The organism is Rhizobium sp. LEGMi-198b (genome assembly GCF_054114205.1).
In genome coordinates this window covers 435,127-461,413 of sequence record NZ_JBSYVH010000003.1, presented here as the reverse complement: position 1 = coordinate 461,413, position 26,287 = coordinate 435,127, and the positions used below count along the sequence as shown (strand labels likewise).

General features: G+C 58.2%; 24 protein-coding genes and 2 pseudogenes. 9 read left to right on the top strand and 17 right to left on the bottom strand.

Annotated elements, in window-relative coordinates; translation table 11 throughout:
* Positions 1-165 precede the first annotated feature (165 nt).
* The 12 genes and pseudogenes from ACXHXG_RS15055 to ACXHXG_RS15000 all read right to left on the bottom strand — a co-directional run bounded on the left by ACXHXG_RS15055 (position 166) and on the right by ACXHXG_RS15000 (position 13,291).
* The gene (locus ACXHXG_RS15055; protein ID WP_457899784.1) at positions 166-1,884 is read right to left on the bottom strand and encodes a dipeptide ABC transporter ATP-binding protein; all 1,719 of its coding nucleotides are present in this window, start codon (positions 1,882-1,884) and stop codon (positions 166-168) included.
* Positions 1,881-2,756, bottom strand: a complete 876-nt coding sequence (locus ACXHXG_RS15050) for an ABC transporter permease (RefSeq protein ID WP_457899783.1) — start codon at positions 2,754-2,756, stop codon at positions 1,881-1,883. Before ACXHXG_RS15050 ends, ACXHXG_RS15055 begins: the two co-directional genes overlap by 4 nt.
* Positions 2,753-3,703: an ABC transporter permease gene (locus ACXHXG_RS15045; RefSeq protein ID WP_457899782.1), complete on the bottom strand. Its 951-nt coding sequence runs from the start codon at positions 3,701-3,703 to the stop codon at positions 2,753-2,755. The genes ACXHXG_RS15050 and ACXHXG_RS15045 overlap by 4 nt, the downstream gene beginning before the upstream one ends.
* Positions 3,684-5,309 carry an ABC transporter substrate-binding protein gene (locus ACXHXG_RS15040; RefSeq protein ID WP_457899781.1) on the bottom strand — a complete coding sequence of 542 codons (1,626 nt, stop codon included), beginning with the start codon at positions 5,307-5,309 and terminating at the stop codon, positions 3,684-3,686. The genes ACXHXG_RS15045 and ACXHXG_RS15040 overlap by 20 nt, the downstream gene beginning before the upstream one ends.
* Positions 5,310-5,530: 221 nt before the next feature.
* Positions 5,531-5,688 (bottom strand): annotated as a pseudogene (locus ACXHXG_RS15035) (transposase); the annotation flags it as partial.
* A 44-nt stretch (positions 5,689-5,732) separates the two neighbouring features.
* The gene (locus ACXHXG_RS15030; protein WP_457899780.1) at positions 5,733-6,335 is read right to left on the bottom strand and encodes an alkylhydroperoxidase domain protein; all 603 of its coding nucleotides are present in this window, start codon (positions 6,333-6,335) and stop codon (positions 5,733-5,735) included.
* 23 nt (positions 6,336-6,358) lie between these two features.
* Entirely contained in the window at positions 6,359-6,988 is a 630-nt protein-coding gene (locus ACXHXG_RS15025; RefSeq protein ID WP_283052870.1) for a CMD domain protein, read from the bottom strand.
* A gap of 29 nt (positions 6,989-7,017) precedes the next feature.
* Positions 7,018-8,067 carry a putative FMN-dependent luciferase-like monooxygenase gene (locus tag ACXHXG_RS15020; RefSeq protein WP_457899779.1) on the bottom strand — a complete coding sequence of 350 codons (1,050 nt, stop codon included), beginning with the start codon at positions 8,065-8,067 and terminating at the stop codon, positions 7,018-7,020.
* A 4-nt stretch (positions 8,068-8,071) separates the two neighbouring features.
* Positions 8,072-9,751: a dipeptide ABC transporter ATP-binding protein gene (locus ACXHXG_RS15015; protein WP_457899778.1), complete on the bottom strand. Its 1,680-nt coding sequence runs from the start codon at positions 9,749-9,751 to the stop codon at positions 8,072-8,074.
* Positions 9,748-10,665 (bottom strand): ABC transporter permease, encoded by a 918-nt coding sequence (locus tag ACXHXG_RS15010; RefSeq protein WP_457899777.1) that lies wholly within the window; start codon positions 10,663-10,665, stop codon positions 9,748-9,750. The genes ACXHXG_RS15015 and ACXHXG_RS15010 overlap by 4 nt, the downstream gene beginning before the upstream one ends.
* Positions 10,665-11,606 carry an ABC transporter permease gene (locus ACXHXG_RS15005; RefSeq protein ID WP_457899776.1) on the bottom strand — a complete coding sequence of 314 codons (942 nt, stop codon included), beginning with the start codon at positions 11,604-11,606 and terminating at the stop codon, positions 10,665-10,667. The genes ACXHXG_RS15010 and ACXHXG_RS15005 overlap by 1 nt, the downstream gene beginning before the upstream one ends.
* 59 nt (positions 11,607-11,665) lie before the next feature.
* Positions 11,666-13,291 carry a TIGR04028 family ABC transporter substrate-binding protein gene (locus ACXHXG_RS15000; protein WP_457899775.1) on the bottom strand — a complete coding sequence of 542 codons (1,626 nt, stop codon included), beginning with the start codon at positions 13,289-13,291 and terminating at the stop codon, positions 11,666-11,668.
* Positions 13,292-13,886: 595 nt separating this feature from the next.
* On the opposite strand from ACXHXG_RS15000, the gene ACXHXG_RS14995 reads away from it, so the two are divergent.
* The 4 genes from ACXHXG_RS14995 to ACXHXG_RS14980 all read left to right on the top strand — a co-directional run bounded on the left by ACXHXG_RS14995 (position 13,887) and on the right by ACXHXG_RS14980 (position 16,216).
* Complete coding sequence (locus ACXHXG_RS14995; RefSeq protein ID WP_457899774.1) at positions 13,887-14,084, top strand: hypothetical protein; 198 nt, start codon at positions 13,887-13,889, stop codon at positions 14,082-14,084.
* 14 nt (positions 14,085-14,098) lie between these two features.
* On the top strand, positions 14,099-14,290 hold the full coding sequence (locus ACXHXG_RS14990; protein WP_457899773.1) for a hypothetical protein: 192 nt from the start codon (positions 14,099-14,101) through the stop codon (positions 14,288-14,290).
* Positions 14,291-14,391: 101 nt separating this feature from the next.
* Positions 14,392-15,270 (top strand): hypothetical protein, encoded by an 879-nt coding sequence (locus ACXHXG_RS14985; RefSeq protein WP_457899772.1) that lies wholly within the window; start codon positions 14,392-14,394, stop codon positions 15,268-15,270.
* 100 nt (positions 15,271-15,370) lie between these two features.
* Positions 15,371-16,216: a VOC family protein gene (locus ACXHXG_RS14980; RefSeq protein WP_457899771.1), complete on the top strand. Its 846-nt coding sequence runs from the start codon at positions 15,371-15,373 to the stop codon at positions 16,214-16,216.
* A gap of 22 nt (positions 16,217-16,238) precedes the next feature.
* Here ACXHXG_RS14980 and ACXHXG_RS14975 read toward each other — a convergent pair whose 3' ends face one another.
* Genes ACXHXG_RS14975 through ACXHXG_RS14965 form a run of 3 tightly spaced genes read right to left on the bottom strand, consistent with a single transcriptional unit; the run spans position 16,239 to position 18,783 of the window.
* Entirely contained in the window at positions 16,239-16,997 is a 759-nt protein-coding gene (locus tag ACXHXG_RS14975; protein ID WP_457899770.1) for an ABC transporter ATP-binding protein, read from the bottom strand.
* Entirely contained in the window at positions 16,994-17,830 is an 837-nt protein-coding gene (locus tag ACXHXG_RS14970; protein ID WP_457899769.1) for an ABC transporter permease subunit, read from the bottom strand. Before ACXHXG_RS14970 ends, ACXHXG_RS14975 begins: the two co-directional genes overlap by 4 nt.
* Positions 17,830-18,783 (bottom strand): sulfonate ABC transporter substrate-binding protein, encoded by a 954-nt coding sequence (locus tag ACXHXG_RS14965; RefSeq protein ID WP_457899768.1) that lies wholly within the window; start codon positions 18,781-18,783, stop codon positions 17,830-17,832. The genes ACXHXG_RS14970 and ACXHXG_RS14965 overlap by 1 nt, the downstream gene beginning before the upstream one ends.
* Positions 18,784-19,021: 238 nt before the next feature.
* On the opposite strand from ACXHXG_RS14965, the pseudogene ACXHXG_RS14960 reads away from it, so the two are divergent.
* Positions 19,022-19,264 (top strand): annotated as a pseudogene (locus ACXHXG_RS14960) (NtaA/DmoA family FMN-dependent monooxygenase); the annotation flags it as partial.
* Between the two features lie 275 nt (positions 19,265-19,539).
* Here the strand turns inward: ACXHXG_RS14960 and ACXHXG_RS14955 are convergent.
* Both ACXHXG_RS14955 and ACXHXG_RS14950 read right to left on the bottom strand, forming a co-directional pair.
* Entirely contained in the window at positions 19,540-20,508 is a 969-nt protein-coding gene (locus ACXHXG_RS14955; protein WP_457899767.1) for a hypothetical protein, read from the bottom strand.
* Between the two features lie 861 nt (positions 20,509-21,369).
* Positions 21,370-21,678: a helix-turn-helix transcriptional regulator gene (locus tag ACXHXG_RS14950; protein ID WP_457900011.1), complete on the bottom strand. Its 309-nt coding sequence runs from the start codon at positions 21,676-21,678 to the stop codon at positions 21,370-21,372.
* 1,083 nt (positions 21,679-22,761) lie between these two features.
* Between ACXHXG_RS14950 and ACXHXG_RS14945 the strand changes: the two genes are divergently transcribed.
* The 4 genes from ACXHXG_RS14945 to ACXHXG_RS14930 are packed head-to-tail and all read left to right on the top strand — an operon-like array spanning position 22,762 to position 26,284.
* On the top strand, positions 22,762-24,333 hold the full coding sequence (locus ACXHXG_RS14945; protein WP_457899766.1) for an ABC transporter substrate-binding protein: 1,572 nt from the start codon (positions 22,762-22,764) through the stop codon (positions 24,331-24,333).
* Positions 24,330-25,106 carry an SDR family NAD(P)-dependent oxidoreductase gene (locus ACXHXG_RS14940; protein ID WP_457899765.1) on the top strand — a complete coding sequence of 259 codons (777 nt, stop codon included), beginning with the start codon at positions 24,330-24,332 and terminating at the stop codon, positions 25,104-25,106. The genes ACXHXG_RS14945 and ACXHXG_RS14940 overlap by 4 nt, the downstream gene beginning before the upstream one ends.
* Before the next feature lies 1 nt (position 25,107).
* Positions 25,108-25,404: a hypothetical protein gene (locus ACXHXG_RS14935; protein ID WP_158704619.1), complete on the top strand. Its 297-nt coding sequence runs from the start codon at positions 25,108-25,110 to the stop codon at positions 25,402-25,404.
* A complete protein-coding gene (locus tag ACXHXG_RS14930) occupies positions 25,397-26,284 on the top strand; it encodes an SMP-30/gluconolactonase/LRE family protein (protein WP_457899764.1) in 888 nt (295 codons plus the stop codon). Before ACXHXG_RS14935 ends, ACXHXG_RS14930 begins: the two co-directional genes overlap by 8 nt.
* Positions 26,285-26,287: the final 3 nt, after the last annotated feature.

The following is a 26,287-nucleotide window of genomic DNA, read 5'->3' as shown; positions in this document are numbered from 1 at the left end:
GCGGTTCCAGACGTACCGGCATCGGGGATGAGCTTTCCTAGAGAACCCCATCGAATTTATTACCCGAGCCGATCGCACATGCCGCGCGGGCTTTCGATAGCCACAAAGGCGTGTTTCAGAAATCGGCGATGGGATCTGCGACACCAGGCCGATCCGAACGGCGGATTATCCAATCTTCGCTGGAAGCAAAGAATGTCTTTCGGCAGAAAGCTTCGGCACGGACGCGATCAGATCGCGCGTATAAGTGTGCCGAGGGCGCTCGAAGAGCTGCTCGACCGGCCCTGTTTCAACGATCGCGCCATCCTTCATGACGGCGATACGATGGCTCATGTGCTGAACCACGCCGAGATCGTGTGAGATGAAAATCATCGACAGTCCCAGCCGGCTCTGGAGATCGACTAGCAGATCCAGGACTTGGGCCTGCGTTGTCACGTCGAGCGCCGATACCGGTTCGTCGCAGATCAGGAGTTTCGGTTCCGCCGCCAGCGCCTGGGCGATGGAGACGCGCTGCCGCTGGCCGCCGGAAAGCGTGTTTGGCCGCCGCGCGAGAAGCTCCGACGACAGGCCAACTCGTTCAACCAGCTCGGCTATTGTCCGCTTGCGCGCTGCCCGATCGAGATCATCGCGCAGCCGCAGCGGCTGCTCTAAAAGGCGCTCCACCGTGAAACGGGGATCGAAAGAGCCGAGGGGATCCTGGCTGATGGTCTGAATAAGGCGACGCAGCGGCCGTCGCTCTGATTCGGCAACTTCGCTCCAAGATCTGCCTTCGAAATGCACCTCGCCGCTATCCGGGCGCCGCAGCGCTAAAGCGACCTTGCCGAGTGTCGTCTTGCCAGAACCCGACTCGCCGACGATTCCAAGTGTCTCGCCGCGCCCGACCTCAAGCGAAACCTTTTTAACCGCGTCGAAGCGGCTGCCGTCGGGGCGCTTGAAGCTCACGGAGACATCGCGGATCTCGAGCAACAGTCCTCCCGATTCCACAACTCGGCGGCGTATTGGCGCGCCTTCGGCACTGCTCAGCCACCGGCCACGGGTTGCCGCGGTCGGCACAGCGGCAAGCAGCCGACGCGTATACTCGTGCTGCGGCACGGACAGCACCCTGCGCGCCTGACCGGCTTCCACTAGGCGACCATTCTGCATGACGACCACCCGGTCGGCGAGTTGCATCGCCACGGCGAGATCATGAGTGATGAGGAGAACGGCATGACCGGCACGCGCCAATTCCTTGAAGACGCTGAGAACCCGTCGCTGAACAGTGACATCGAGGGCGGTGGTCGGTTCATCGGCGATCAACAAGCGTGGCTGCGCGGCAAGCGCCGAAGCGATCAGCGCTCTTTGACGTAATCCGCCCGACAGTTCATGGGGATATTGGGCGGCGCGATGATCGGGGTCGGGAATGCCGACCTCACCAAGCAGTTCTTCAACACGTCGCGCCGCCTGCGAGCGGGGCAGCAGACGATGCGCCAGGATCGGTTCGGCGACCTCGCGGCCGATCGTGCACAAGGGATCAAGCGAGACCAGCGCATCCTGCAGTATGAAGCCGATTTCCCGCCCGCGCAGCCGGCGCCAGGATCGCTCCGAGAGGCTCAGTAGATCGAGCATTCGCCCGTCACGACCCGCAAGCGTCATCGCTTCCGCCCGGACGTCGGCCCGTGATCCGGCAAGGCCGACAAGCGTACGCGCCGTCACCGATTTTCCCGAGCCGGATTCTCCGACGAGCGCCAGGATTTCCCCGGCCGCGATCTGAAACGAAAGGTCGTTGACAGCCTCAACACGGCCGCGCGGCGTCGGAAAAGCGACGCTAAGCCCCTTCACCTGCAGTAATATCGGATTGCCCGAAGGGACGGTCGTGGAACGGCTCGGTAGAATGGTGTTCAGGTTCAAGGCATCTCCCCCTTGGACAACAAGGTCTGCAGCCGGCGGCCGAGAACAGTGAGCGAGATCACGGAGATGGCGACCACCGTGGCAGGCAGCAAGCTGGTCCAGGGGGCGACATCAAGGAAGTTGCGGCCGTTTGCGAGCAGCGCCCCCCATTCCGGTGCCGGCGGCACAACGCCGAGGCCGAGGAAACTCAGTGCCGATGCGGAGAGAACGGAACTCCCCACCCCTATCGTCGCCAGGATCAGCAGGGGGCGAACCGTGTTCGGAATGATGTGGCGGATAATGATCGTCCAGGGACGTTCGCCGAGCGTGACGGCATGCTCGACATACCCAGAGAGCTTTACCTGCAGCACCTGCGAACGCACCAGCCGCGCATAGGAAGCGATGCTGGAAAGCCCGACGGCAAGCAGCGTGTTCAACGGCCCGCGCCCGAGCACGGCGATGACAAGCAGCGCCAGCAGCATTTCCGGAAATGCGAGCAGAATATCGATCCCCCGGACGAGAAGGCGGCCGATCGCCTTCGGAGCAAGTGCGGCCGCCGTGCCGAGCAGGATGCCACCTACGGTGGCGATCAGGGTGGCCCCGATGCCGATTGCCAGCGACAGCGATGTTCCGTGGACGACGCGGGACAACAGGTCGCGCCCGAGCTCGTCGGTGCCGAACCAATGTCTGAGATCAGGGGGCAGCAATATGGCATCCGTATCCACCGCTTCCGGATCGAAAGCAGTAAACCATTGCGGCGCGGCGACCGCGAAGGCCAGAACCACCACGATAAGAAGCGGAACGAATAAGCCAGGTGCCAACCAGGGATTGGCATAACCCCCACCATTTCCGCGCCGACGCAGCGCGGCATCGAACAATTCCGCGCTGCTCATTGTACCGTTCTCCTGAGACGAGGATCGATCAGGAGATAAAGGGCGTCGACTAGGAGGTTGATGACGGCGAAGACCGCTGCCGAAAGCATCACCAAGCCCAATACCAGCGGCATGTCGCGAGTCTTGATTGCCTGTAATGTGATCTGGCCGATGCCGGACCGGCCGAACACCGTTTCCGTAAGGATGGAGCCGCCGAGCGCGCTGGCGAGAAGCGTGCCGGTCAAAGTCGATGCGGCAAGTGCGGCGTGACGCAGCCCATGGCGAAATCGCAGCAGGGTCTCCCCGACGCCGCGAGCGCGCACCGTAAGCGCGAATGGCTGGGATAGGGCCTCTTCCAGCCCGTCGCGCAGTACCTGGCTCAGCAGCGCAGCCAGAGGCAGGCTAAGGGCAATCGCCGGCAGCACGAGGGCGGAAAGCCCGTCATTGCCCGTCACCGGGAACCACTGCAGTTGAAAACTGAAAACTGACAGAAGCACGATGCCGATCCAGTAGACCGGCGTGCTCAACACCACCAGCTCGATGCCGGAAAGCGTTGCCGCAAGCCCTCGCTGGCGTCCGGCGGTCGTCAGCGCGATGATGATCGCCAGAAACAGCGCGACAACGACGGCGCTGCCTGCTAGCTGCAGTGTCGGGCCGACGGCTTCCCATATCACCTCGATGACGGGCTGCCGATATTGATAGCTTTGGCCGAAATTGCCGAGCAGCGCATCGCCGAGATAGCGCAGATATTGAAGCGCCAGCGGCTGATCCAATCCGTACTGATGCACCAAGGCGGCGCGCTCAGCCCCGTCCACAACGTTCTCACCGCCGGCCAGGATCGAGACGGGATCGCCGGGGATCAGCTTGACGGCGATGAACGCAATCGTCGCCGCGCCCCACAGCACGGCAACGATCACACCCAGCCGCCTCGTGCCGGCACGGATCAGATTACGGGTTGAGCCAGGCATCGTAGAAATTCGGTTTGGCGTTGGTCGCCCAGCTAATGCCAAGCAGTTTCTTGGAAGCGCCGAGCTGATAGGCAGGGATATAGCGCGGCACCGCGTAGGCCTGATCGATAATCTCCGCCTGGATCTCGGCATAGAGCCGTTTCCGCTCTGCATCGGTTGCCCCGATCGCCTTGCTCAGCTTCTCATCAAGACTGTTGATGCGAGCATAATTGGCGCCGTTGGGCGGCGCATAAGCGGAATGGAATACGGTGCGCAGGATGTCGGGCTCGGCGCGCACGTAGTAGAGCGAGACCAGATCGTAATCGTTGGCATTAGTGCGGCTGGTAAAGCCGCCGGCATCAACCGGATCGAGCTGAAGATCGAAACCAGCCTGACGCACCTGGTACTGCGCCGCCTGGGCGAGCGTGATATCGGAGTCACCGACTTGCGCGCTGTCATAGACATAGTGAACCGTCAGGCGCTGGCCCCCCTTTTGGCGAATGCCATCGGCATCCTTCTCAGTCCAACCGGCTTCATCGAGTAACCGGTTTGCCTTGGCGACGTCGAAGCCCCACTTCGTCTTGACGCCGGGATCGTAATAGAGCGTCGAGGGCCCGACGATGTTGTCAGCCGGTTTCAGGGTACCGAAATAGGCAGCCTTCACAACGGAAGCCACGTTCACCGCACTCTGAAAAGCCTGGCGAACCTTGATGTCCGTGAAAGGCCCCTTCGATGTGTTGAGGAGAAAGGAGCTACTGACGCCCGGATTCTCTTTCGTTACCACCTGCAAAGTGCCGTTGCCTTGCACGGATCGGAAATTGGCGGGAGGAACGGCGTCGATGGCCTGGACTTGGCCGCTCGCCAATGCGCCTAGACGAACCGATGCTTCCGGCAAGTATTTGAAATCAATTTCATTGAAATGCGCCGGCCCGGTGTGGATCGCATAGCCCGGCCCCCAGTTGTAGTCGGCGCGCCGGCTGAGCTTGCTGCCGCTGCCTTGGACGAAACTGTCGAGAACATAGGGACCGGAGCCGACGACCGTATTGGTAGTGCTCGCCGCCTTCTGCAGATAGGCCGGCGACTGAATTCCGAGATAGGGCAAGCTCAGGCCCTGCAATAACGGCGCGAAGGACTGGCGGTAGCGTATGACAAGCGTTTGCGTATCCGGGGCCTCGATCTTATCGATAGGCCCGAGCAGCGACTTCGCATAGCTGGAGGTCGTCTTGGGATCGAGAATACGATCGAAATTATATTTGACCGCCGCGGCATCGAGCGGCGTGCCGTCGCTGAACGTCACGCCCTGGCGCAAATGAAATGTATAGACTGTATTATCGCCATTGATTTCCCAGCGCTCGGCGAGCCACGGGGAGAAGCTGTTGTCCGGAGCCTGACCCACCAGGGAATCGACGAGGTTTCGAGTGATCACAGCCGTAATCGAACTGCCGGTAATCGACGGGTCGATGATCGCCGTATCCGTTCCCAGCCCGACCTTCAAGACGCCGCCATCGACCGGCTTCGCAGCATCGGCACCTGCCCAGGCACCGTTGGCGGCCATGGTCAGAAAGAAAGCCACCACAGCGGCGCCAACACTGCCGCGCCTCGAAATACCGACGATTCTACCACTCATGATCCCATCCTGTTTTCTCAAAACACCTTTGACTGCCCGATATCGGCAAGGCAGCAACAACTGGGGTTATAATTGTCTATAGATTTAATAGATAAAAGGAATTCTAGTTCTTTGTGCGCCGATGTCGGAAAATTCCGGTTCCGAATTGCCCGATTTAATGGAGGCCGATCAGTTCGGCGGACAATATGATGAGGATGAGATGATAGTAGTCAAACGCGATTGACGTGGTTCGGTTGGATACCATGACACTGTGCAACGATGCTGATCGTCGCGTTCGCCTCATACGTCTCCCAACGCTGTCAAACTTCTCGGCAGTCGACAAGCGGCGGCGCTGCTCGGGTCTGAACAGGAGTTCTATCTTGGAATTGTGACCGGTCATAATGGCAAGTGGGTGATCGTGCCACTCATGTCCGGAAAGCGGGTTCAGATCGCTGGCGTTGGCTCACCAAGAGAAAGCATCAATCGGTTCGCCCAATTGAAGAAGGCGGCGCCATGGATCACATCGGCGATTTCCAGGTCATCAAGTCCTTCGTCGCGCAACTTTCCGATCTCGTCGGCTCCGAATTGAGATGGCGTTGCTGTCAGTGCAGCTGACGCCCCAACTACAGCATTCCACCGGCTGCCCAAATCGGCTTGAAGACCCTCATCCAACAGACGCTGCACGTCATCCGTTCGCTTGGAATGATGGGAGGCAAAACGGGAATGCACCGAGGCGCAGAAAATGCAGCCATTCGTTCGCGATGCCGCCGTAGCAGCCAGTTCGCGCTCGGCTCGGGGAAGGCCCTCCGAAACATTGTAGAAGATATCCTTGTCCGTTTTGGTGCGGGCCTGGAGAATATCGGGGTCGCGCACCAGCAGCATGAAATAGGGCGATTTCGCGCGCGACGCATCTACAAGGCCGGCCAAATGACGCTCGGTCAGATCGGCTTCGTCAATTGGCTGCAGCCATGGCGTCCAGCCGATTTCAGCTTGGGTAAAGGCATTCGGCCGGTCTGCGATTTCGGGATGAATGACGGTTTCGGTCATGAAAGGATTCCTTGTTCGTGCGACTAGGCTTGCGCGACCTGTCCGATATTGGCCGAGTTCTTCGCAAGCGCCCTCAGCCCGGCGACCACCCTGATCTGAAACGCCAGAAATGCCGTGATCTGTGACAAGGTGACAATGCCTGTGGTCGTCCAGCCGGCGTCGTGCAGCTTCTGCAGCGCCGCAGCACTTGCCTCCCTCGGACGGAAGACCAGAAGATGGCTGTGTTCGAGCGCCGCGCTGAGCTTCAGGTCCAGAAGTTTCCGCCTTTCACCCGAAACCTCATAGACGAGGCCCGGCCGGTCCTCGCGGGAAAGCGGGCCAGCCGGATAATGGCCGTAAGGTCCGGTCGTATCGCCGGCCTCCAGCTCCGCGCCGATGACGGCAACGAGCTCGGGACCATGCGTCTCATCCCGCAACTTGGAAGAATAGAAATTCGCAATCTCCGGTGCCTTGTGGAGGCCGGCAACAAAGGCGGCGACGGCAAAGCGCTCCGCCGGGGTCACGCTTCCCCAATGCTCGGGCTCGAAAAGAGCTTCATAGCTCTTCTGGGCATTGAGGCGCGTCTCGGGCCGTCGTGCCCGAAGGCCGTCAAGATCGGACCCAGGATCTATTCCTGCAAGGAAATCGATGACGTCTCTGGTCTGCAAAGTCATGGTCGATGCCTTTTCTTCGGATGCCGCCATTAGACTTGCGCCGCAAAGCGGCGTTCATTTCCGGTGGGGCGCTGCTGCATCCAACCAAGCGCTGGGGCGACACGAGCAGCCGTCAGTTCCAGCGAGCGTAGAATATGTCCATGCGGCGGATCGACGGAATGCACTTGGAAGACCAGGTCCGTGACCCGCGCCAATGCCGTGTCTGCCTGAAGCGATGCGATAACGTCGTCAGGGGTGCCGACGTGAACATCGAATGCTCTGATCAAATCAGCCGTGGTTTCGCCTGGGATCACAAAGCCCGTTGCCTTGAAGTGTTCGACGATCCGCCTCAGGCCGATATCGGCAAAATGAAGAGCCTCTTTCCTGCTGTCGGCGACAAAGAGGCTCCGCGAACCCAATATTCGCGGTTGACGCCCTGCCGGCAACGCCGACAGATAGGCATCGATGATCGGGCCTTGCAGGTCCCAGAGCTTGGCGTCCGGCGTCTCGGCCGGCCGCGGCTGTGTGCGCGACAACATCAACCCGTCGCCATCGCGGCCTGCACGCAAGCCGCCGCCAACGGAAAATGTCGCCTGCCAGACATGGTCGCGCAGATGCGGCGCTGCCGGATAGAGGCGGTTGCCGCCCGTAAGCTCTCCGCCCGCCCAGGCATCGCGCACCAGAGCAAGATGATTGCCATAGACCTCCGAGCGCTGGCTGCTTTCCAGACCAAAGGGAAGGAAGGCCTGCGGGGTACCGCCCGTGCCGAAGCCGACCTCCAGCCGCCCGTCGAGCAGCTTGTCTAGCACGGCTGTATCTTCGGCGACCCGCACCGCGTTCTCCATCGGCAGCGTAATGACACCCGTCCCCAAACGAATATGCGAGGTCTGCGGGGCCAGGGCGGCGAGAAACACCAATGGCGCAGGCAAGCCGCCTTCGTCTCCGTTGAAGTGATGCTGCGCCACCCAGGCCGTGTCGAAGCCATGCTTTTCGGCGTGGATAATCTGCTCGGCAACCAGCCTGTAGCGGGTTCCAGCATCCACCTGGTCTAGGACCCGACTGAAGAAGCCCAGTCTCTTCGGTAATGTTGGCGTACTCATGGGATCATCCTGCACTTATAAGGGTGGACTCGGTGGCCCGCGGAAACTTCTTGCCTGGCACCGCATCGATCAGCTCGCGCGTGTACGGGCTCCTGGGATCGGAAAAGACGTCTTCGACGCGACCCGTCTCGACCAACTGCCCGGCGTTCAGCACCGAGACAGTGTCCGCGATCTGTCGCACGACGGCGAGATCGTGGGAGACGAACAGATAAGTCAGCCCAAGCTCGCGCTGCAGCTCGTCCAAGAGATCGAGGATCTGCGCCTGTACCGTTACGTCAAGCGCGGACACCGCCTCATCGAGCACCAGGATCTGCGGGTCGAGCACCAGGGCACGCGCAATCGCGACGCGCTGGCGCTGCCCTCCCGAGAGGGCATGTGGCCGACGTTGCGATATGTCGACTGGCAGCCTGACCTTGTCGAGCGTGGCCGCCACCTTCGCCAATCGCTCACGCCGGGATAGGCGTTCGAAATTCAGCAACGGCTCCTCCACGATCCCAGCAATTGTCTGGCGCGGATCGAGCGAACCATAGGGATTTTGATAGACGAGCTGGATCTTCTTGCGCAGCAGCCTCAACGTTTCGCCGCGCAACGAAGACAGGTCGAGCCCGTCGATCAGCACCTGCCCTGAGGTCGGCTTCTGAAAGGCGGAAACGATCCTTATCGTCGTCGTCTTGCCGGAGCCGGATTCGCCGACGATTGCGTGGGTGCTGCCGCGGCGAACACGAAAAGAGACATCGTCGACCGCCCGGAAACTGCCGCTGCTACCGGTACCGAAATCCTGCACCAGCCTATCGACCACGACGATGTCGTCGGTCGGCGCGACGGATGCAACCGGGTGTGCAGGCGAGGCCTTCGGCCGCGCATTCAACGACGGCGCGTCGGCAAGCAGACGGCGCGTATAGCTGCTTTGCGGGTTTGCGAGGATATCGGCCGTGCGTCCCTGCTCTTGGATGCGGCCGTGCTGCAAGACGATCAGCCTGTCGGATCGATCGGCAGCAACCCCGAGGTCGTGGGTCACCAGAAGGACCGCTGTGCCATATTCCCGTCTCAGATCGTCGATCAGATCAAGAATGTGCCTCTGCACCGTGACATCCAAGGCACTGGTGGGTTCGTCGGCGATGATCAGCGAAGGTTTCAACGCAATGGCAATGGCGATCAACACGCGCTGACGCATGCCGCCGGAGAGCTCATGCGGATATTGCCCGGCACGCAATTGAGGCTGGCTGAGGCCGACACGTTCCAGCAATTCGATCGCTTGAACGCGAGCAGCCGCTCCAAAGGTCCTGCCATGCACCGTCAGGATTTCGGCGACCTGTTCGCCGATCGTCCTCACCGGATTGAGCGAATTGCCCGGATCCTGCGGCACGAGGCTGATGATGGAACCACGAATGCCGTCCAGTCGCTTTTGCGGCCAGCCAGCAATATCCTGACCATTCAGGCGGATGGTTCCTTGCTGGAGAAAGCCACCTTCGGGCAGAAGGCCGATCAGCGCCTGTGCCGTGGAGCTCTTGCCGGAACCGGATTCGCCGACGAGGGCGACCACTTCGCCGGCGCGAACCTCAAAGTCAATATCGTGGACAACCGTGCGCTGGCCGCTCTTGTCGCGATAGGCAACCCTGAGGCCGGCAACATCGAGGATCGGTGCACCGTTTTCCCCAATCGTTCCAATGATTGGAGCCGTCATTTCCCGATGCTCCCGATTGCCCGGCTGATGCGATTGATGGAAATGACCACCAGGACGACGACAAGACCGGGCGCCGCGGTCAACCACCAGGCGGTTGCGATATAGTTGCGTCCTTCGGCGATCAGCAAGCCCCATTCCGGTGTCGGTGGCGGGGCGCCATAGCCGAGAAAGCCGAGCGTCGCGAGCTGCAGGATCGCCCAGCCGGCCTGAAGTGCCGCAAAGGCGATCACCGAGGTCAGTGAATTCGGCAGGATGTGACGCCAAAGCACCTTGAGGAATGTCCCGCCGCTTCCGAAGGCGGCCTCGACATATTCGCTTCGGCGCACCGTCACGACTTCGGAGCGAACCAATCGGGCAAACTTGGCGATCAGCGTGCAGCCGACCGCGATCGCGGCGTTGACGGTGCCGAAACCGAGCAGAACGATGATGCTGAGCGACAAGAGAAGATCCGGTATCGACAGCATGACATCGACCAGCCTCATGATGACCGTCTCAATCCTGCCGCCGAACGATCCGGCAAGCACGCCGAGCGTCGTGCCGGCCACAAGCGCGATGCCAACGGCAGCGAGCGCGCCCGATAGCGAGTGGATAGCACCATGGACGATGCGGGCATAGAGATCTCGCCCAAGCGAATCCGTGCCCAGGAGATGGGTGGCACTGGGCGGTCGTAGATGTTGTCCGGGCAGGCCCTGGACAGGGTCATAAATCGTAAAAAGGCTTGGGAAAAGTGCCCAAAGGACAGCCAGTGCGAGGATGAGGCTCCCAAGGAGGAGACCAGGCTGCATGCGCGGAAAACGCCCGCCAGCTCCGGCGTTCTCCTGAAAATCGGTCTCAAGCGTCAGGGGCGATACACTGACTTTCCGGTCGGACGCATCGAGGTCTGCATGATGTCGGGCGGTTTCGATCGTCGCCATCATGCGGCTCCCAGCTTGGTCTTCAGACGTGGATCGAGCACGGGATAGAGAAGATCGACCACGAGGTTGATGACGACGAACGCGGTCGCGGCAATAACGACGATCGCCTGAAGAACGGCGACATCCTGGCTGTCCACGGCCTGTTTCGTCAGCCCGCCGATACCATTGAGGCCGAAGACCGTTTCGGTGATGACCGCGCTGGCGATCAGCTCTCCGAACAGCAAGCCGGCAACGGTTAAAACCGGCAGCAGCGTGTTCTTGGCGACATGCCGCCACAGGACTTTGGCATGCGAAAGTCCCTTGGCCCGTGCCACGGGCACGAAGGGCTTCGTCAGGACCTCGTCTATGTTCTTCAGCAATATCTGCGCGAGCGGCGCCGAAATCGGCACCGCGACCGTCAGGATGGGCAGGAAAAGACCCTCCCATGGACCCGGATTGATGACCGGCACGAGGCGAAGCCGGAAAGAGAATATCTGAATGAGCATGATGCCGAGCCAGAAGGTCGGCACCGATATGAACAGCGACGGAATGGATTGGATCAGGCCACGCAGCCAGGCAAGACCGGAAAGATTGCAGGCGATTGCAATCAGAACGGCAAGAAGCGTCGCCACCACAAACCCCGATGCTGCAAGCAGAAGGGACGGTGGCAGGTTGGTGGCAAGCAGCGAGCTCACCGGAACGCCTGCCTGCAGGGAATAGCCGAAATCCCCCGTCAGAACATTCCAGACCGCATGGGCATATTGGTGCAGGAACGATCCGTCGGCGCCATAAGCCGCCCTGATATCGGCAAGCTGCTCGGGGCTCAGCCCGTAATCCGGGTTCTGGAACTTGATCAGCACTGCATCACCCGGCAGCGACTGCAACAATACGAAGGATACAGTGAAGGCAGCCCATAACACGAAAAGGGCCTGCCCGATTCTCGATAATATGTATCTTGCCATGCTGCTACCATGCTTTCCTGGAGGAGGAGCCCGGCGCGAAGCCGGGCTTGTATCTTTCGTCAATGCTCTGCAAGCCAGGCGCTGTAGAAGGACGGGCGTCCCACAGCCTCGAACGCCACTCCCTTGACGTACGGTGCACCTGCAAAAACCTGAGGTTCCTCGAAGAACGGGATGACGTAAGCCTGATCCAGCAGATATTCCTGCGCGGCCTTGGCCGCAGCCAACCGCTTGCCCCTATCGGTTTCGGAGGCAACGGTCTCGAGGATGCCGTTCAGCTTGTCGTCGAAGAAAGTCGCCTTGGGATTGAGACCACCCTTCTGCAGCAGGGCATCCCGGTTCTTGGGATAGAACTGGCTCTTGATGACGTCGGGATCGGCACGGCCGACTTCAGCGACAACCAACGGGGTCTTCACCGGATCGATGTTGTCAGTCACGACATTTCCCGACGTGCCGGCAAGAACCTGCAGCTTGACACCGATCTTCGCCCATTGCTGAGCGACGAGCTGCAGAACGGCCTTGTTCTGCGGCTGCGGCAGAGATTCATAGACAGCAAGTGAAAGCGGCTTTCCGTCCTTCTGGCGAATGCCGTCCGCCCCCTTCTTCCAGTCCGCTTCGTCGAGAAGCTTCTCGGCGACGGCCGGGTCGTAACTCAGGTTCGATGAGAGATCCGCGTATCCGGCCGCGGCCGATGAAATGACCGACTTTGCTTGCGGATAATTGGCTGAAAACAGCGTATCGACGATTTCCTTGTTGTTCGTCGCATGCAGAAGCGCCTGACGGACCTTGATGTCGGCAACGAGCGGATTATCGGGCCGGAAGGCAACGCTGTCGTTCACACCGCGCGTCGGTGCCGCATAGATCGCGAAACTCTGATCGGCGACCTGCTTTTCGTCATATGCCTGGAGCTGGCGAATGAAATCAGCCTGACCAGACAGCAAGGCGCCGATGCGTACGCTGTCTTCGCCGGTAATGATGTACTTGATGCCGTCCAGATAGGCGCGGCCCTGATGCTCCAGCTTGCTTGGGCTCCAATTGTAGTCCGCCCGCGCCTTCAGCGAGAGCTGCTTGCCGAGCGCTTCGCTTTCGACGACGAAGGGGCCAGAACCAATGATCTTCGTGGCGTCGCCGAGCTGATCGAAGGGGAGTGCGAGCGTTTTCAGCGAAACCAAGCCGGATCCGATCACCGACGTTCCCTGCAGAAAACCAGGAGATGGCTTCCTGAAATAGAACTTGACGGTAGAGGGGTCGACGACTTCGCTATGATCGTAATTGTTGATGACCTCCGAAACCGGCTGCTTCAGCTCCTTGTTGCCAAGGCCGAATGTATCGTAATTCTTTGCGACGGCATTGGCATCGAGCGGCGATCCATCCGAAAAGGTCACGCCCTTGCGGATCTTGAATGTATACTCGGTCGCCGCGTTGTTGACTGTCCAAGACTCGGCAATCCACGGCTCGATTTCAAGCGTCTTGGGATTTTGATAGGTCAGCTTGTCAGTGATCTGGTTCAGGATACCGCCGTTCGGATAGAAACCCCCGGCTGGCGGATAGAGATTCGTGTGTGCCTGCTGCTCAAGATAAATCAGCGTGCCGCCTTTGACTGGCTGGTCATCGGCAAATGCGACCGGCGCCGCCAATAACCATGCCGACAATAAAGTTGCCGCTTTGAGTTTGGCTTTGATGCCCATTGTGTAAGCCTCTGTAGGAAAATGCACATCAACCTACGACAAACATCTAATTATCTATAGAATTAATATTCTAATTTGCGCGCTGCGGATGAAACCAATCGCCAACTGCCTTCCTATAGACGGAGATCAATGGTCGAAGTCATCGACAGTCAAAAAATCAAAACCGTTCACGCCACCTTCCATATGCTTTCGACAAGACGAGCAGGCAGAGCGGCGCCGACGCAGAAAATGTCATCGTCAAGGATTCAGGCGAAGGAGCCGTTGACCTGACGATTGCGAATGTCAGGTTTCACTTACCTTCACTGTAGCTGACGGTGGCGCGAGAGGCTTCGATGCCAGCGGAGTTCGTTTGCATCTGATCGGGTCCGGGCACCAAGCGGGCGACTGAAGGCCGCATGCACCTGCCTAAAGACCCGCGACAGCCTAAATCTTCATATATTAGAATTTTATTCCGCGACTTCGCGGCTATTTGGTATCGATGAGAATGGTCGTCCCCGGTGAATATAGTATACTAAATTTATAGACTAAAGCACTCGCGATGCCGTGCCTCGCTCTTCATCTCATCCTCAAGAATGGATTTCAACAGGTGATCGCAATGACCAGACAGGTGATCGAATACGCCGGCATTCCGGTCGGCATCGTCGTTCCGGACAGCAACTCCCTGAAGTTTGTTGCGGTCAAATTTCATGTCTACGACCTCGACGGTCAACACTTTGCGACGACATCGGACGTGCTGCGGGCAATCCACAAGCTGACGTCGACGTCCTCTGACAACGTCAGTCGCGCCGCCTAAGGGAAAGGTGCGCCATGAGCAGGCTACATTACTTCTTTCATCTCTCGACGCAGCGCGACGCCATCGAGGCAAGATTGCTAGCCCAAGAATATCAGATGCTGCTTCTCGATGATGATGTCGACGACGGCACCAAGGGCGAACTGCAATCGAAATGTTCGGAGCTTTCCCGTGAAATATGGTCTCACCGGCACCGACGTCACCGTTGACAATCAAATTCCAAGCGACGCCAGCCAACAGCGTCGTGAGGGACAGGACAAGCGCAAGATCAACGCGAAATGAATACTGGAATCGATGAGGAAAATTACCAATGCTACCAAGAATTTACATCAAGAATACCTTCTCAATCGCTGCCAAGTTCGGCGCTGCAATTGTTCTGCCTATTACCATCGCGCTTGCATCTTACAGTCCTGCAACTGCAGGCCAGAAGGTGCTTCTATCCTATGAAGCCACGCCTTCTTCGGGCTTCGACCTGCCAGGGCTCGCCCATGCAAGTTACGACGACCGGGCAGCATTCTCTGCCGAAGTCCTGAAGCAGATCGTGCCGAAAATCATATCGGTAAACGGCATCGATCCGGCGGGCCTGGAGACCGAGGTGACACCCGGAGGGTATCTGTTGAAAACCAATGCATCGCTTCAAACGCAGGGAGAGCTCGATGACCTCGCCGCCGATCGGCTTGCCGGCTCGTTTGGTTATGTTTTTCGCCAGTACAGCGTGCTCGTCTCGCGCCTTGACGATACGTCGGGCAAGACCGGCTTTGTCGTCGTACGTTTTCCCAAGGACACGCTCAACGCTGCTGTCGCACAGAAATTCTTCGAAACAGCCGATGCGACGAAGAAAGGCTTGGGAGGCGGCTATACCGCGTTCGCAGATGAACAGATTTACCTCAACGTCACAAATTCCGAAGGAAAGCCCTATAGCGGCCTCGATGACGCGACCTTCTTGGACGGATTGAAACAAGCGGCTGCATCCTTCGCAGATCCCAAGCCGGAAATCGCCACTTCAGGCAAGGCAACTGCGCGCTTCATCGGCAACGATTGGGCCAAATCCAATCAAGGCGAAGACTATGTAGGCCAGCTCGGCGGCCCCAATTCCGACCTAGTGCAAAAGCTCCGAGTAATCGGCAAAGACTATGCATCGCTGATCGCGGTATCAGCCGAAAAGAATGGCTGGAACCGAGACCAATAAGGAACGGTTGCTTCTGAACCATATCTGATGCGGCCCTTGGCAACGGGCTGCTGCCGCGAAAAGACTATCATTTAATTTGTCTTTGTATTGGGAGACGTTGATGGCTGTTACGACCCAACCACTCATCCTCGATCACGCGGTCGTGGGCGCCCTTGACCGGCTGGACGATGCAGCCGCTATCTACCGCAAGCTCGGCTTCAGCCTCACGCCGCGAGGCTATCACACCCTGGGCTCCATTAATCATCTCGCCGTTTTCGGTGAAAACTATCTGGAGCTACTGGGATTCCCGGAGGAGAATGATAGGAAGCGGAGCGATCTGTGGTCCTATCCGATGGGTTTGAACGGGCTTGCGTTTCGCGCAACCGATGCTGCCGGCCTGCAACGAGACTTGGGCAATGCCGGCAAATCCGTTACGGAATGGCAGGATTTTTCGCGGCCGGTTGACGTGGGAGGGACAGAGAAATCGGCCAGCTTCCGCACCTTCCAGATCGGCAAGGAGGCGATTTCCAACGGCCGTTTCTTCTTTTGCCAGCACAATACGCCAGAACTGGTGTGGCAACCGGACAATCAGGACCACCCGAACGGTGTCCTCAATATTGTCGACGTGTTTATTGTGAGCCGCGCCCCTCAAACGATTGCCGAATTGCTCGCTGGATTTCCTGATGCCGTGGCACCGCAAGTCAGGAAGGACGGTATTGCGATTCAAGCCGGTATTGTCACGCTTCATATTATCCCCGAGGACAACGCTGCCTCCCGGTTTGGGTCCGCGGTTCCACCAAGCTTTGAAGGCAACGAAAGAAAGATAGTCCTCGGACTGAGGGTGCGCTCCCTCAAAATAACGGCGGATACCCTCGTGCAAGGGGGGTTTTCGCCGCGTGCATTCGAGGGAGGTTTGCTGGTTGATGCCGATGCCGCCAACGGAGTTGCGTTGTGGTTTAGGGAATAAACACGGGCGCGCCGGGCGCCTCTTAGACCGCCTCCAGAATGCGTCGCTGCAGGTCGACGGCTCTGGGGTCGGCAAGCTCGCGCCGCGGACGGTCCAGACCGATGTCTATATCGAGGGCGATTGTGCCTTGCCGAAGGACGACGACGCGATCCGCAAGCGCAACCGCTTCGGCGACATCATGCGTGATCAGCACGGTAGTAAAACCGCGGTCCGCCCAGATGCCCTCAAGCAAGCGATGCATGTCGATGCGGGTTAGAGCATCGAGCGCTCCGAAGGGTTCGTCCAGCAGAAGAATCTGCGGGCGGCTGACCAAAGCGCGTGCAAGCGCCACGCGCTGCCGCTGGCCGCCCGACAATACGGTCGGCCAATCCTCCTCACGCTCCTGCAGACCGACGTCGGCAAGGACGGCTCGCGCGGTTTCCCGCCAGTTCGACCCACGGGCAATGCCAACATTCTCGATGACGCGCTGCCAGGGAACGAGACGGGCTTCTTGGAAAAGCAGGCGTACGGCCGGATGAAGCCGATCGACCGTCTTTCCGTCGATCGTTACATGACCGCCGCTCGGTGCATCGAGCCCCGCTATCAACCGCATCAGCGTCGACTTGCCGCCGCCGGACCGCCCGACGACGGCCAGAAACTGGCCTGCGGAGGCTTCGAGATCGAAATTGCTCAGCACATCGAGCTTGCCGAAGGATTTTTTGACATGCGTCAGCGAGATCGGCAAGCCGCCGTCCACCGCGTCATCCGCATCGATCGCTGCTGATATCTCGGCCGCACTCATCGCTTCGCACCATCGCCTGTCTGATAGGCTGAATGCCAGACAAGGACACGGCGCTCTATCACTCGGGTCGCGATATCGGCCAGCTTTCCAAGCAGGGCATAGACGATGATGCCGAGCAACACGATGTCCGTCTGAAAGAACTCCCGTGCATTCATCGTCATGAAGCCGATGCCGCTGGTTGCCGAGATCGTTTCGGCGACGATCAAGGTCAGCCACATGAAACCGAGCGCATAACGCAGGCCGACGAGAATCGATGGCAGCGCACCCGGAAGGATGATGCGCTGGATCAGCGCCTTGCGATCGAGGCCGTAGACGGAGGCCATCTCGACCAGTTGAGGATCAATGGTGCGGACACCGTGGAAGGTGTTGATATAGATCGGGAAGAAGACGCCGATCGCGACGAGAAATATCTTCGCTCCCTCGTCAATCCCAAACCAAAGGATGACGAGCGGGACGAGCGCGAGATGCGGAATATTGCGCACCATCTGTAAGGTGCTGTCGAGAAAAGTCTCGGCCGGCTTGCAAAGGCCGTTTATTACGCCGGCGACGAAGCCCAATCCTCCGCCGATCACAAGCCCGATCAAGGCGCGCTGTGTCGAAGCAAGCGTGTGATAGAGGAGCGAGCCATCAAGCAGCAAACGCCAGAAGGTGGCGGCAATCTTCGTCGGTGCCGGCATCAGGCGGGCATTGACCAGGCCCGTGCGCGCAGCGATCTCCCAGGCGACCAGCAGCACGATCGGAAGCGCCCAGGGCGCAAATGCGCGCCCGAGTTCCTTGCCATTGATCCTACGGCGTTCGTCGGCCGAATAGCCGGCCACCGACGTCTCAACCATCAGGCACCGCCCTTGCGCACGACATCTGCGATGGAGATCTTGCTCGGGATGAGACCCAGCTCGAAGAAGGTATCGGCGATTGCCTGCTGCTGCGTCACCACCGCCGCGTCCAGCGCCTTGACGCCATAGGACTGGCGCTTCAGCGCGATGGCGAGCACATCCTCCGGAATGCCGACGGACGGAGCAAGCTCCGCGGCTGCGGCCGAGGTATTCGTCTTTGCCCATTCGTCGATTTCACCGACCGCCTCAAGGACGATATCGACGGCCTGCGGATGATCGGCGACGAAATTCTTGGTGCTGAGATAGAATTGATGGTTCGGCACTATCCCGTCGCCATTACGCAGTTCGCGCGCTTCGATTGCCACCTCTGCAGCCGCCTGGAAAGGATCCCATATCACCCATGCATCCACCGCACCGCGCTCGAAGGCGGCACGCGCATCAGCCGGCGGCAGAAAGGACGTCTTGATGTCGCTGTATTTGAGACCCGCCTCCTCAAGCGCCTTGACGAGGAGGAAATGCACGTTCGAGCCCTTATTGAGGACAACCGTCTTGCCCTTGAGCTCGGCAACCGATTTGATCGGACTATTCTTGGGCACGAGAATGGCTTCGCCCAGCGGCGCCGGCGGCTCGTGGGCCACGTAGACGAGAGGCGCACCGGCGGCCTGGGCAAAGATCGGCGGCGTTTCCCCGGTGGTGCCGAAGTCAATAGCACCGACATTCAACGCCTCAAGAAGCTGTGGGCCGGCCGGAAATTCCTTCCAGCTCACCGTATAGCCGATCTTGCCGAGCTTCTGCTCCAGCAGGCCCTTTCCCTTCAGCAGGACGAGCGTGCCGTATTTCTGATAACCGATCCGAACCACCTTCTCCGCCGCCGTCGCCGGGTCGATCTTCAGAAGAGGCAGTGTCAAAGACCCCGCCAACAGGGCCGAAAACTTACGTCTTGAAAACTCCATGTGCACCCTCGCAGGCAAAGAAACCGATCTAACTCATATATTTTATGGAGTTTATCGACTATTCGAGGCGCTTCATTCTAAGCTTAGCCGCACGGGTAGTTTTTTATCCTAAGTTGATGCCTAGATATCTGTACGAGCGCCGTGAAAGCGAAATGCGCCGCGATCGATCCATGCCAGAATAATCAATGCTCGGATTTCCGGCTGGTCCGGCGGTTTCTTGAGAAATGACAATTCTGACTCTGAAGATCATCATCGGTAGGTGCTTAATACATCGGAGGAGGTCGCAGATGCCGTCATCGATGTTTGGATCGATGGTCCTGTGGACGGCTACACGCTGCAGCCACCGTGCGCACCCGACGATATTGAAGAATTCGTGACTAAAGTCGTCCCAATACTTCGGGAGCGTAGCGTCTACCGGACGGCCTATGACAACCAGGCAATCCGCGGCCGCTGCAACCTGCCACACCCCTCCAAGCGGTAAAACCGCCCAAATAGCTCCCTACGCCTTGAAAGGAATCCAACCCCTGCATCAGGTCGAAAATGCTGCTTTCCTATGCAATAATTTCAGTCAGTTAGACCAATACTATTACAAAGGAGCATCTCAACTAATCTTTGAAATCAGCAACTTAGCAGCGATATCCTTGGTAACGTCCTATAGCTGGCCGGTCATGTGGATGGCACGATCGACGCAATACTCACGTGGAAGAATGGGCAACGATGAAGTCAACAATCGGTTTAAGCCAAGAAAAGAAAGGGTTATTCACTGCCGGACTGGTCAGAAACGCGCTGTTTTGTACAACCCACCCAACCGCTAACGCCGACAGCCTTCATACCATCCCAGACTGTATCGACCACCAAGGCCGAAGCCGTCCGCGGAACAGTCGAGATAAAACGGAGACCCTGGCGACAAGCCTCTGAAACGGCATTTGAGATGCTTTGAAAAATGGAATAGTCGAGTTTGCCTCGCTCCCCAAAATCGCGCTTGTCAGAGTTAAGATCCTGAAGCGCGTCGCGAATGTCTTGATCGAATAGCCGGTCACTCGCTGCTCTTTGAAATGCTTCAAGCGCAGCAGATGCATCCCCACCCTGTTCACTTTCAGCTTTTGAATAGTCCGACCAAGCCTGAAAATTTCGCAGGAATATGTCGCATTGCAAGAGAGCCGACGTGACAAGACGCGCAGAAAAAGTACTCAGTTCGTCCGATAGAACGTCCTTAAACCCGTTTGCAACATCAAGGTAGATTCCGAACTTGATTGGAGAAAACTGGTCGAACTGCCTTGAAATCTCACCCAGACACTTTGCAACCGCTTTCGTAATTCTCGGATCGCAGTTCGATCGCTCTAACTCCGCAAACCCATCAGACAACACATCGCTTAACGCCGCTGCGGCATCTCGCATGCTGACTTTGTGAACATTGGTCTGGAGATGGGTATCTGCCTTTTTCCGTATGGAATCTGCGGTCGAGAATACTTCCAGAGGCGCGAGTCGCTGAGGCGGAATTTGTCGAAGAAGCTCTGCAATGTCATCACCTCTAAACGTAGCCAGGTCGGCTTCGATGAGGTCTTCGCAAATGTCGTAGAGACCTTCCAAGGATGACTCGAGCTGCTCTACGAAATCCCATTCATAACCCTGAGCGCGAGCTTCCGTGATCACCTCGCCCAAGCGCGAGACGCACGTCTCGATCTTTCCGAAAAAATACTCCTTGTGGTCCGCGAGGTGAAACATTGGACCGATCAACACCCTGGGTCAAAGCACCTTAAAAAGCTCATCAAAGTAACCCTATCGAAGGAGGTCGAAGGAAGCCTTCTTCTCTCCCACTCCGGATTCACCAAAACGATCTATAACGGCATCACCGAAATTTCGGCGCCTGTGCGCCTCGCAAGCAAAGACAAGACTGTCGCGCTCTGCCGTACTTACTATCGCCTCAAGAACCAGCTCTGGATTGAGGACCTGGACCTTCATAAGGAGCTTATCTCCGGCACGTGGGCGATCGGAAACATGCCGCACGGAAGTTCCCGATAGTAAAAACGGCTGCCCTGGGCGCTTACTCGATCGGTACTGTCGTTTGGGCCTACCGGCTCCTATATGCTGTCCGGTGCAATAGATCGAGGCACTCTGCGAAAGCGGATATCAGACAGGCTTCAAGTAGCCTGAACAAGTTCAGCCATTTGGCTGTATCGAAATCTGCATCATGATCGAAGATCTGCGGTAAACGAACCCGCAACAATTATCGCGCTATTCGGATTCCAAACCTCAGACGAGTTACATCGAAATTTGACTCGTCCGAAGTATTGCGTCCGGCTTCGCAGCCGCCCTCGGAACAGAAGTTTCCGCCGATGAGGTCTGCCAAGGCGGACGACTGAATGCCCACAAAATAGATAGTCGCATTGTGCGCGTGTGAGAACAGCGCTGAATAGCATTCTTGCAGTTGCCGCTTATCAGCCTCCCGGACGTTGAACTCGCCGGAGCAGAATCATCCTCTATTCGATAGGTTCCGCCACCCTGGAACCAAAAGGCGATTTGCCCCATCAGAGACCGATAATGAGAACGGAGATATAGGTCGCGCGCGGCACGGTCTTTTCCGGCTCACGGGCCTCTTCCAGTTGCCGAATCTTCGACGCCGATATGAACCCGTTCGGCGATACCGGAGAGGTAGTCCCGCGGCGTATTTCCGAACGCTCTTCGGAATGTTCGCTGAAAGTAAGAAAGATCTGAGAAGCCGGCCTCGAAGGCAATTGTGGATATGAGCTCGACCCGCCTTCCCGCGATAATCTGGTCTATTTCCTTTCTGGCATGCTCGAGCCGCTTTATCAGCAAATACTTCGTCGGCGTCGTTCCCAACGAGGCGAAGCTACGCTGAACCTGCCGCATCGACAGGCGTAGCGTGTCTGCCATTTCCCTTATCTTGAAGTCGGGATCACGATAGCGGCTATTGATATATTGTCGGCTTAATCTGAGAGCGTGATCCATGCCATTGCCCGCAGGGCTCTTGTACTCCTGCTCGCGGTCTGGCGTCTCGCGAAGCATGATGGTCAAAACGCTAAGAAGGGCATCACGCAGCAGGCTATCGAGCCCGTTTTCCGATGATGTCGTCTGCCTCATTTTCTGAAGCATTGCAGAAATCGCGCCGTTGATCGGATCCAGCCGTGGAAGAAAATTTCCACCGACCACCGATCCGCCTAACGCCTTGCCCAAGACATCGCCGCGAGGCAACATGACAAAGCAGAGCTTGTTGAATTCCCCGAAGAAGGTGAATTCCGAAGGTTCGAGGCTATCGACGAGAACCATGTCCCCAGGTTGCAGCCAGTGAGACAATTCATGCTGGCTTACCAAAGCATTGCCTTCCCGCTGAATGACGAGGAAGAAATCATCTCTGAAATCGAGGTTTATCTCCCGCCGACTTCTCGACGCCTGCTGGAGATTGGAGCACACCTCCACGAAGCTGATGCCTGCGCCGATCTCGATCGATACCTGGCCCTCAGCCTTTTTGTTGCGGGCACTCAAAAGGACGAAGTAGCCGCACATCTTGCGCAAATCCGCTTCGAAAGCCCCGATGTCCGACATTATGTGCACATCCTGTTTATCGTACCAGTCGGTCCGCGCCGCATTTGGGTCAACACGCCCACTGAAGCCACGATCTGTCGCCACAGTCCGCATTTTCCGTCACTTTTGACCAAGCTTACATGAAACGATTGGTCTTAAATAGCCGTAATGAAACCCTATTTCGGCACGCGCAAGCGAGACAAATAACGCGCTCGCAAGTCGTGAGAAACGAGCCGCATTTAAGGCAAATCCGGGTCAATCCATAGCCGACGCGCTCGTGCCGTTGTGCGGCAGCTTGCCTGCTGTTTGAAAATGCGGTGCATCGGTCCTGCGCGCCGGACGAGGAAGGCGGTCAACGCCATGTGACGTATATAGTCGAGGGCCGGCATAGAGCCGGCATTCTCCGGGGAGGGAGAATAATATGGGGGAGAGGAAATGAAGAATTTTTTGACTGGGAATTACGGGCGCCGCGACTTCTTGAAAGCCGGGGCGTTAGCGGGCGCTGCCCTCGCCGGCGGGACCTCCTTCGTCGATCATTTTGGAAATCCGCTTGCCACAGAGGCCCGGGCCGCAACGCCAACGCGCGGCGGCATGCTGATCCACGGTATTCAGGGCGGCAGCGCCGGCGATTCACTCGATCCGTTCAAGGTGCTTTCGGCGGCGGACTACGCGCGGTTCACGGCACTTTACGAGACATTATGGTCGGCTTCCGCAGCTTATACGATCGATCCGTGGCTGATTGAATCGGGCGAACCGAACGCAACGCTGGACGAATGGACAATCCGTCTCAAGAAAGGAATTCAGTTCCATCACGGCAAGACGCTGAGCGCCGACGATGTCATCTACAGTGCCCAGCGCTGCCTCGATCCGGCGACGGGAGCCATATATGGCGGTCTGCTGGCAACGCTCGATCTGAAGGAAACGAAGAAGCTCGACGAGCGCACGGTGCGCTTCAAGCTCAAATCCGGCATGATTTGTTTTCCGGAGGCCGCATCACTTGCCTTGCCGATCGTCCCGACGGACTTCGACCTCGCAAAGCCAGTTGGGACCGGTCCATTCAAACTGCAAAGCTTTGTGCCGGGCCAGCAATCCGTCATGGTGCGGAACGAGAACTACTGGCGCGATGGACGTCCCTATGTGGACGGCATTACGCATGTCAATTTCAACGACGAAACCGCAAGGATCAATGCCTTGCAGGGTGGCCAGATCAACATGGCCGATTTCGTATCCTTCCCGTTGATCCGCGTCCTCGCTGCGGACACCAGCCTCCAGATTAATCGCAGCGAGACAGTCAGCTTTATCCCACTAAACGTGCGGGTCGACCAGAAGCCCTATGACGATGTGCGGGTTCGCGAAGCACTCAAACTGCTCGTTGATCGCGATGCCATGGTTAAGGGTGCCTATCTGGGCGAAGGCCGCATCGCTAACGATCTCTATGCGCCTCTTGACCCCTTGTTCAATAAGGATTTGCCGCAGCGTCAGCACGATCCCGATAAGGCGAAGTTCCTGCTCAAGCAGGCCGGATTCGAAAATCTTCAAGTCGAATTGACGACCAGCGATCTCGGCTCCGGCGTGCTCACCTCGACCGAACTATACGCTGCGCAGGCGCGATCGGCAGGCGTCGACGTGAAGCTGAACAAGGTGGATTCTGCCGCATTCTATGGCGATCAGTATGGAAAGTGGAGCTTTTCTCCGAACCTTCAGCCGCCCTACAATTATTTCGTCACACTGATGCAGGCGGACGGTCCGACTTCGAGCCTCAATCTCTCGCATTTCAATGACGAGGAATTCTCCGGCCTGTTCTACAAGGCGCTTGCTGAAGCAGACGATGCAAAGCGGACATCGATGGCCCATCGCATGCAGGAAATCCAATACCAGAAAGGTGGCACGATTATCTGGGGCTTCCAAAATTCAGTCGACTTCACCCGTGGTGTGGCTGGAATCGCGCCTGATGTGTCCGGTTTCTCCACCTACCGGTCCGCAGATCTCTGGATTGAAGAGCAATGACGAGAACCGGGAAGCCCGTAGCGATCGTGACAGGTGGCGGAAGCGGCATCGGCCTTGCTTGTGCCAGGTCACTCGCCTTGGCCGGATACCGGCTTGTCATCAACGGCCGGCGTCAACGCACACTCGATGAGGCGGCGCACTCCATCCTCAGCACGGTCGCCGACGCGGAAATAGAAACGGTCAGCGGCAGCGTCGCCAACCCGTCCGATGTCGATGCGGTTTTCGTTCGCGCGGCAAGCGCTTATGGCCGTCTGGACGCTGTTGTCAGTGCAGCGGCTGCCCTTCATGTCGCCAATTTCAAAGATATGAAGTTGCAGGATTGGGACGACATGAACGCCACCGTGCTTCGCGGCGCGGCCTTGATCGCCATGGCATCGACAAAGGCCTTTCTCGCCGCCGGAACGCATGGGCGCATGGTGTTCATCTCCTCGATCAGCGCGCGTGTCGCCGATCCGGGTCTTGCGCATTATTGCGCGGCGAAAGCGGGCGTCGACGCGCTTGTGCGGTCCCTTGCGGTCGACCTGTCCTCCGACGGCATCGTTGCGAACTCTGTCGCCCCGGGCTGGATTCACACGCCCATGATCGGAGAGTTCGTGGAATCCCTGCCCCCCGGCGCACTCTCGGTCATGAACCCTCAGGCACGCGCGGCTAACCCTGACGAAGTTGCGAAAGTGGTCCGGTTCCTGGTGGTGGACGCCCCGGACTTCCTCACCGGATCGACCATCACGGTGGATGGCGGTCAAACGATCATGAACCACGTAATCGATGGATGAAATGACAGCATCAGAGAAAACCGGCCTGGTCGAAGTCGTGCATATTCGCCCGAAAGAGGGCATGGCCGACGCGATCCTGGCCATGCGCCCGCGCTTCTGCAGCGATTTGAGGGAAAAGACACCCGGCTTCATTTCCAACGCCTTCTATCAGATGGCCGATGGCACGTTTCTCGACGTCGTTTTGTGGACTGACGCGGCATCGCTTGAGGCCGTGGACGAAAACCATCCGCTGCTCGAGGAATGGTACGACAAGGTCGAAATCATTTCGATGGAAACAGGAGTGCCTGTCGATGCCTGAACTTGCGGCTACGATTGCGGAGTCGCTCGGGCATCCTCAAGGACCTGACGTCATGGACGACGGCACCGTGATTTTCGCGGAAACATACAGGTCCCGTCTTATGCTGTGCAGCGCCTCGGGACGACTGTCCGAGCTTTATCGCTGCGGCGGAGGACCAAATGCGGTGCTGCTCGGAAGCGACCGGCAGGTCTATTTCACGCAGAATGGTGGACAGGCGGGTGATTGGCGCGCCGACCATCAACGCCCACCGGCACTGGAATGTCTTAACATGTCCACTGGCAAGGTGACGGAAATCTGCCGCGAAGTGGAGGGACGGCCTCTACTTGCCCCTCACGATCTGGCGTGGGGTCCGGACGGATCCTTATATATGACAGATTCAGGGACATGGGCTCCCGACGGAGATACGGAGCCCGGTGCCATCATTGCCATTTCGCCACGCGGGCATGCCGAATTGATCCTCGACGCCGGCCATGTATTCCCGAGCGGCATCGCTCTTGCCGGGGACGGGACCGTTTACTGGGCGGAATGCTATACTCGGCGGATCATGCGCATGAAAAAGGGAGGCTCGCCGGCTGAGGTTTGTACCTTGCCTCCCGGCCATACGCCGGAGTCGCTCAAAATCGACGAGAATGGCAATTTCTGGGTCGCTGCCCTGGAAGCCGCGGGCTTCGATATCATCACGCCAAACGGCGAAATCATCGGCTTCATTCCAACCGGTGGTTTGCCGCTGAACGGAACACTTCATGGCGGGCGACTTTACGTTGCCGACTTGGGGCCATTCGACGAAAGCCAGCCGGCCCCACAATTTCTCGGCCGTATTCAAGCGGTGCAATGCAATGCCCGCCCCTGGCCGTCTTTTCGCTCAACGATCGACATGTGAGGA

Bases quoted from the DNA above. Each gene is read 5' to 3' on its own strand.
- ACXHXG_RS15005 (WP_457899776.1), bottom strand. From the start codon at position 11,606: ATGGCAAGATACATATTATCGAGAATCGGGCAGGCCCTTTTCGTGTTA.
- ACXHXG_RS14990 (WP_457899773.1), top strand. From the start codon at position 14,099: ATGAGCAGGCTACATTACTTCTTTCATCTCTCGACGCAGCGCGACGCC.
- ACXHXG_RS14950 (WP_457900011.1), bottom strand. From the start codon at position 21,678: ATGGCAGACACGCTACGCCTGTCGATGCGGCAGGTTCAGCGTAGCTTC.
- ACXHXG_RS15040 (WP_457899781.1), bottom strand. From the start codon at position 5,309: ATGAGTGGTAGAATCGTCGGTATTTCGAGGCGCGGCAGTGTTGGCGCC.
- ACXHXG_RS15010 (WP_457899777.1), bottom strand. From the start codon at position 10,665: ATGGCGACGATCGAAACCGCCCGACATCATGCAGACCTCGATGCGTCC.
- ACXHXG_RS14980 (WP_457899771.1), top strand. From the start codon at position 15,371: ATGGCTGTTACGACCCAACCACTCATCCTCGATCACGCGGTCGTGGGC.
- ACXHXG_RS14970 (WP_457899769.1), bottom strand. From the start codon at position 17,830: ATGGTTGAGACGTCGGTGGCCGGCTATTCGGCCGACGAACGCCGTAGG.
- ACXHXG_RS14995 (WP_457899774.1), top strand. From the start codon at position 13,887: ATGACCAGACAGGTGATCGAATACGCCGGCATTCCGGTCGGCATCGTC.
- ACXHXG_RS14945 (WP_457899766.1), top strand. From the start codon at position 22,762: ATGAAGAATTTTTTGACTGGGAATTACGGGCGCCGCGACTTCTTGAAA.
- ACXHXG_RS14955 (WP_457899767.1), bottom strand. From the start codon at position 20,508: ATGTTTCACCTCGCGGACCACAAGGAGTATTTTTTCGGAAAGATCGAG.
- ACXHXG_RS15020 (WP_457899779.1), bottom strand. From the start codon at position 8,067: ATGAGTACGCCAACATTACCGAAGAGACTGGGCTTCTTCAGTCGGGTC.
- ACXHXG_RS14940 (WP_457899765.1), top strand. From the start codon at position 24,330: ATGACGAGAACCGGGAAGCCCGTAGCGATCGTGACAGGTGGCGGAAGC.
- ACXHXG_RS15045 (WP_457899782.1), bottom strand. From the start codon at position 3,703: ATGCCTGGCTCAACCCGTAATCTGATCCGTGCCGGCACGAGGCGGCTG.
- ACXHXG_RS14965 (WP_457899768.1), bottom strand. From the start codon at position 18,783: ATGGAGTTTTCAAGACGTAAGTTTTCGGCCCTGTTGGCGGGGTCTTTG.
- ACXHXG_RS15030 (WP_457899780.1), bottom strand. From the start codon at position 6,335: ATGACCGAAACCGTCATTCATCCCGAAATCGCAGACCGGCCGAATGCC.
- ACXHXG_RS14930 (WP_457899764.1), top strand. From the start codon at position 25,397: ATGCCTGAACTTGCGGCTACGATTGCGGAGTCGCTCGGGCATCCTCAA.
- ACXHXG_RS15050 (WP_457899783.1), bottom strand. From the start codon at position 2,756: ATGAGCAGCGCGGAATTGTTCGATGCCGCGCTGCGTCGGCGCGGAAAT.
- ACXHXG_RS15015 (WP_457899778.1), bottom strand. From the start codon at position 9,751: ATGACGGCTCCAATCATTGGAACGATTGGGGAAAACGGTGCACCGATC.
- ACXHXG_RS15000 (WP_457899775.1), bottom strand. From the start codon at position 13,291: ATGGGCATCAAAGCCAAACTCAAAGCGGCAACTTTATTGTCGGCATGG.
- ACXHXG_RS14935 (WP_158704619.1), top strand. From the start codon at position 25,108: ATGACAGCATCAGAGAAAACCGGCCTGGTCGAAGTCGTGCATATTCGC.
- ACXHXG_RS14985 (WP_457899772.1), top strand. From the start codon at position 14,392: ATGCTACCAAGAATTTACATCAAGAATACCTTCTCAATCGCTGCCAAG.
- ACXHXG_RS15025 (WP_283052870.1), bottom strand. From the start codon at position 6,988: ATGACTTTGCAGACCAGAGACGTCATCGATTTCCTTGCAGGAATAGAT.
- ACXHXG_RS14975 (WP_457899770.1), bottom strand. From the start codon at position 16,997: ATGAGTGCGGCCGAGATATCAGCAGCGATCGATGCGGATGACGCGGTG.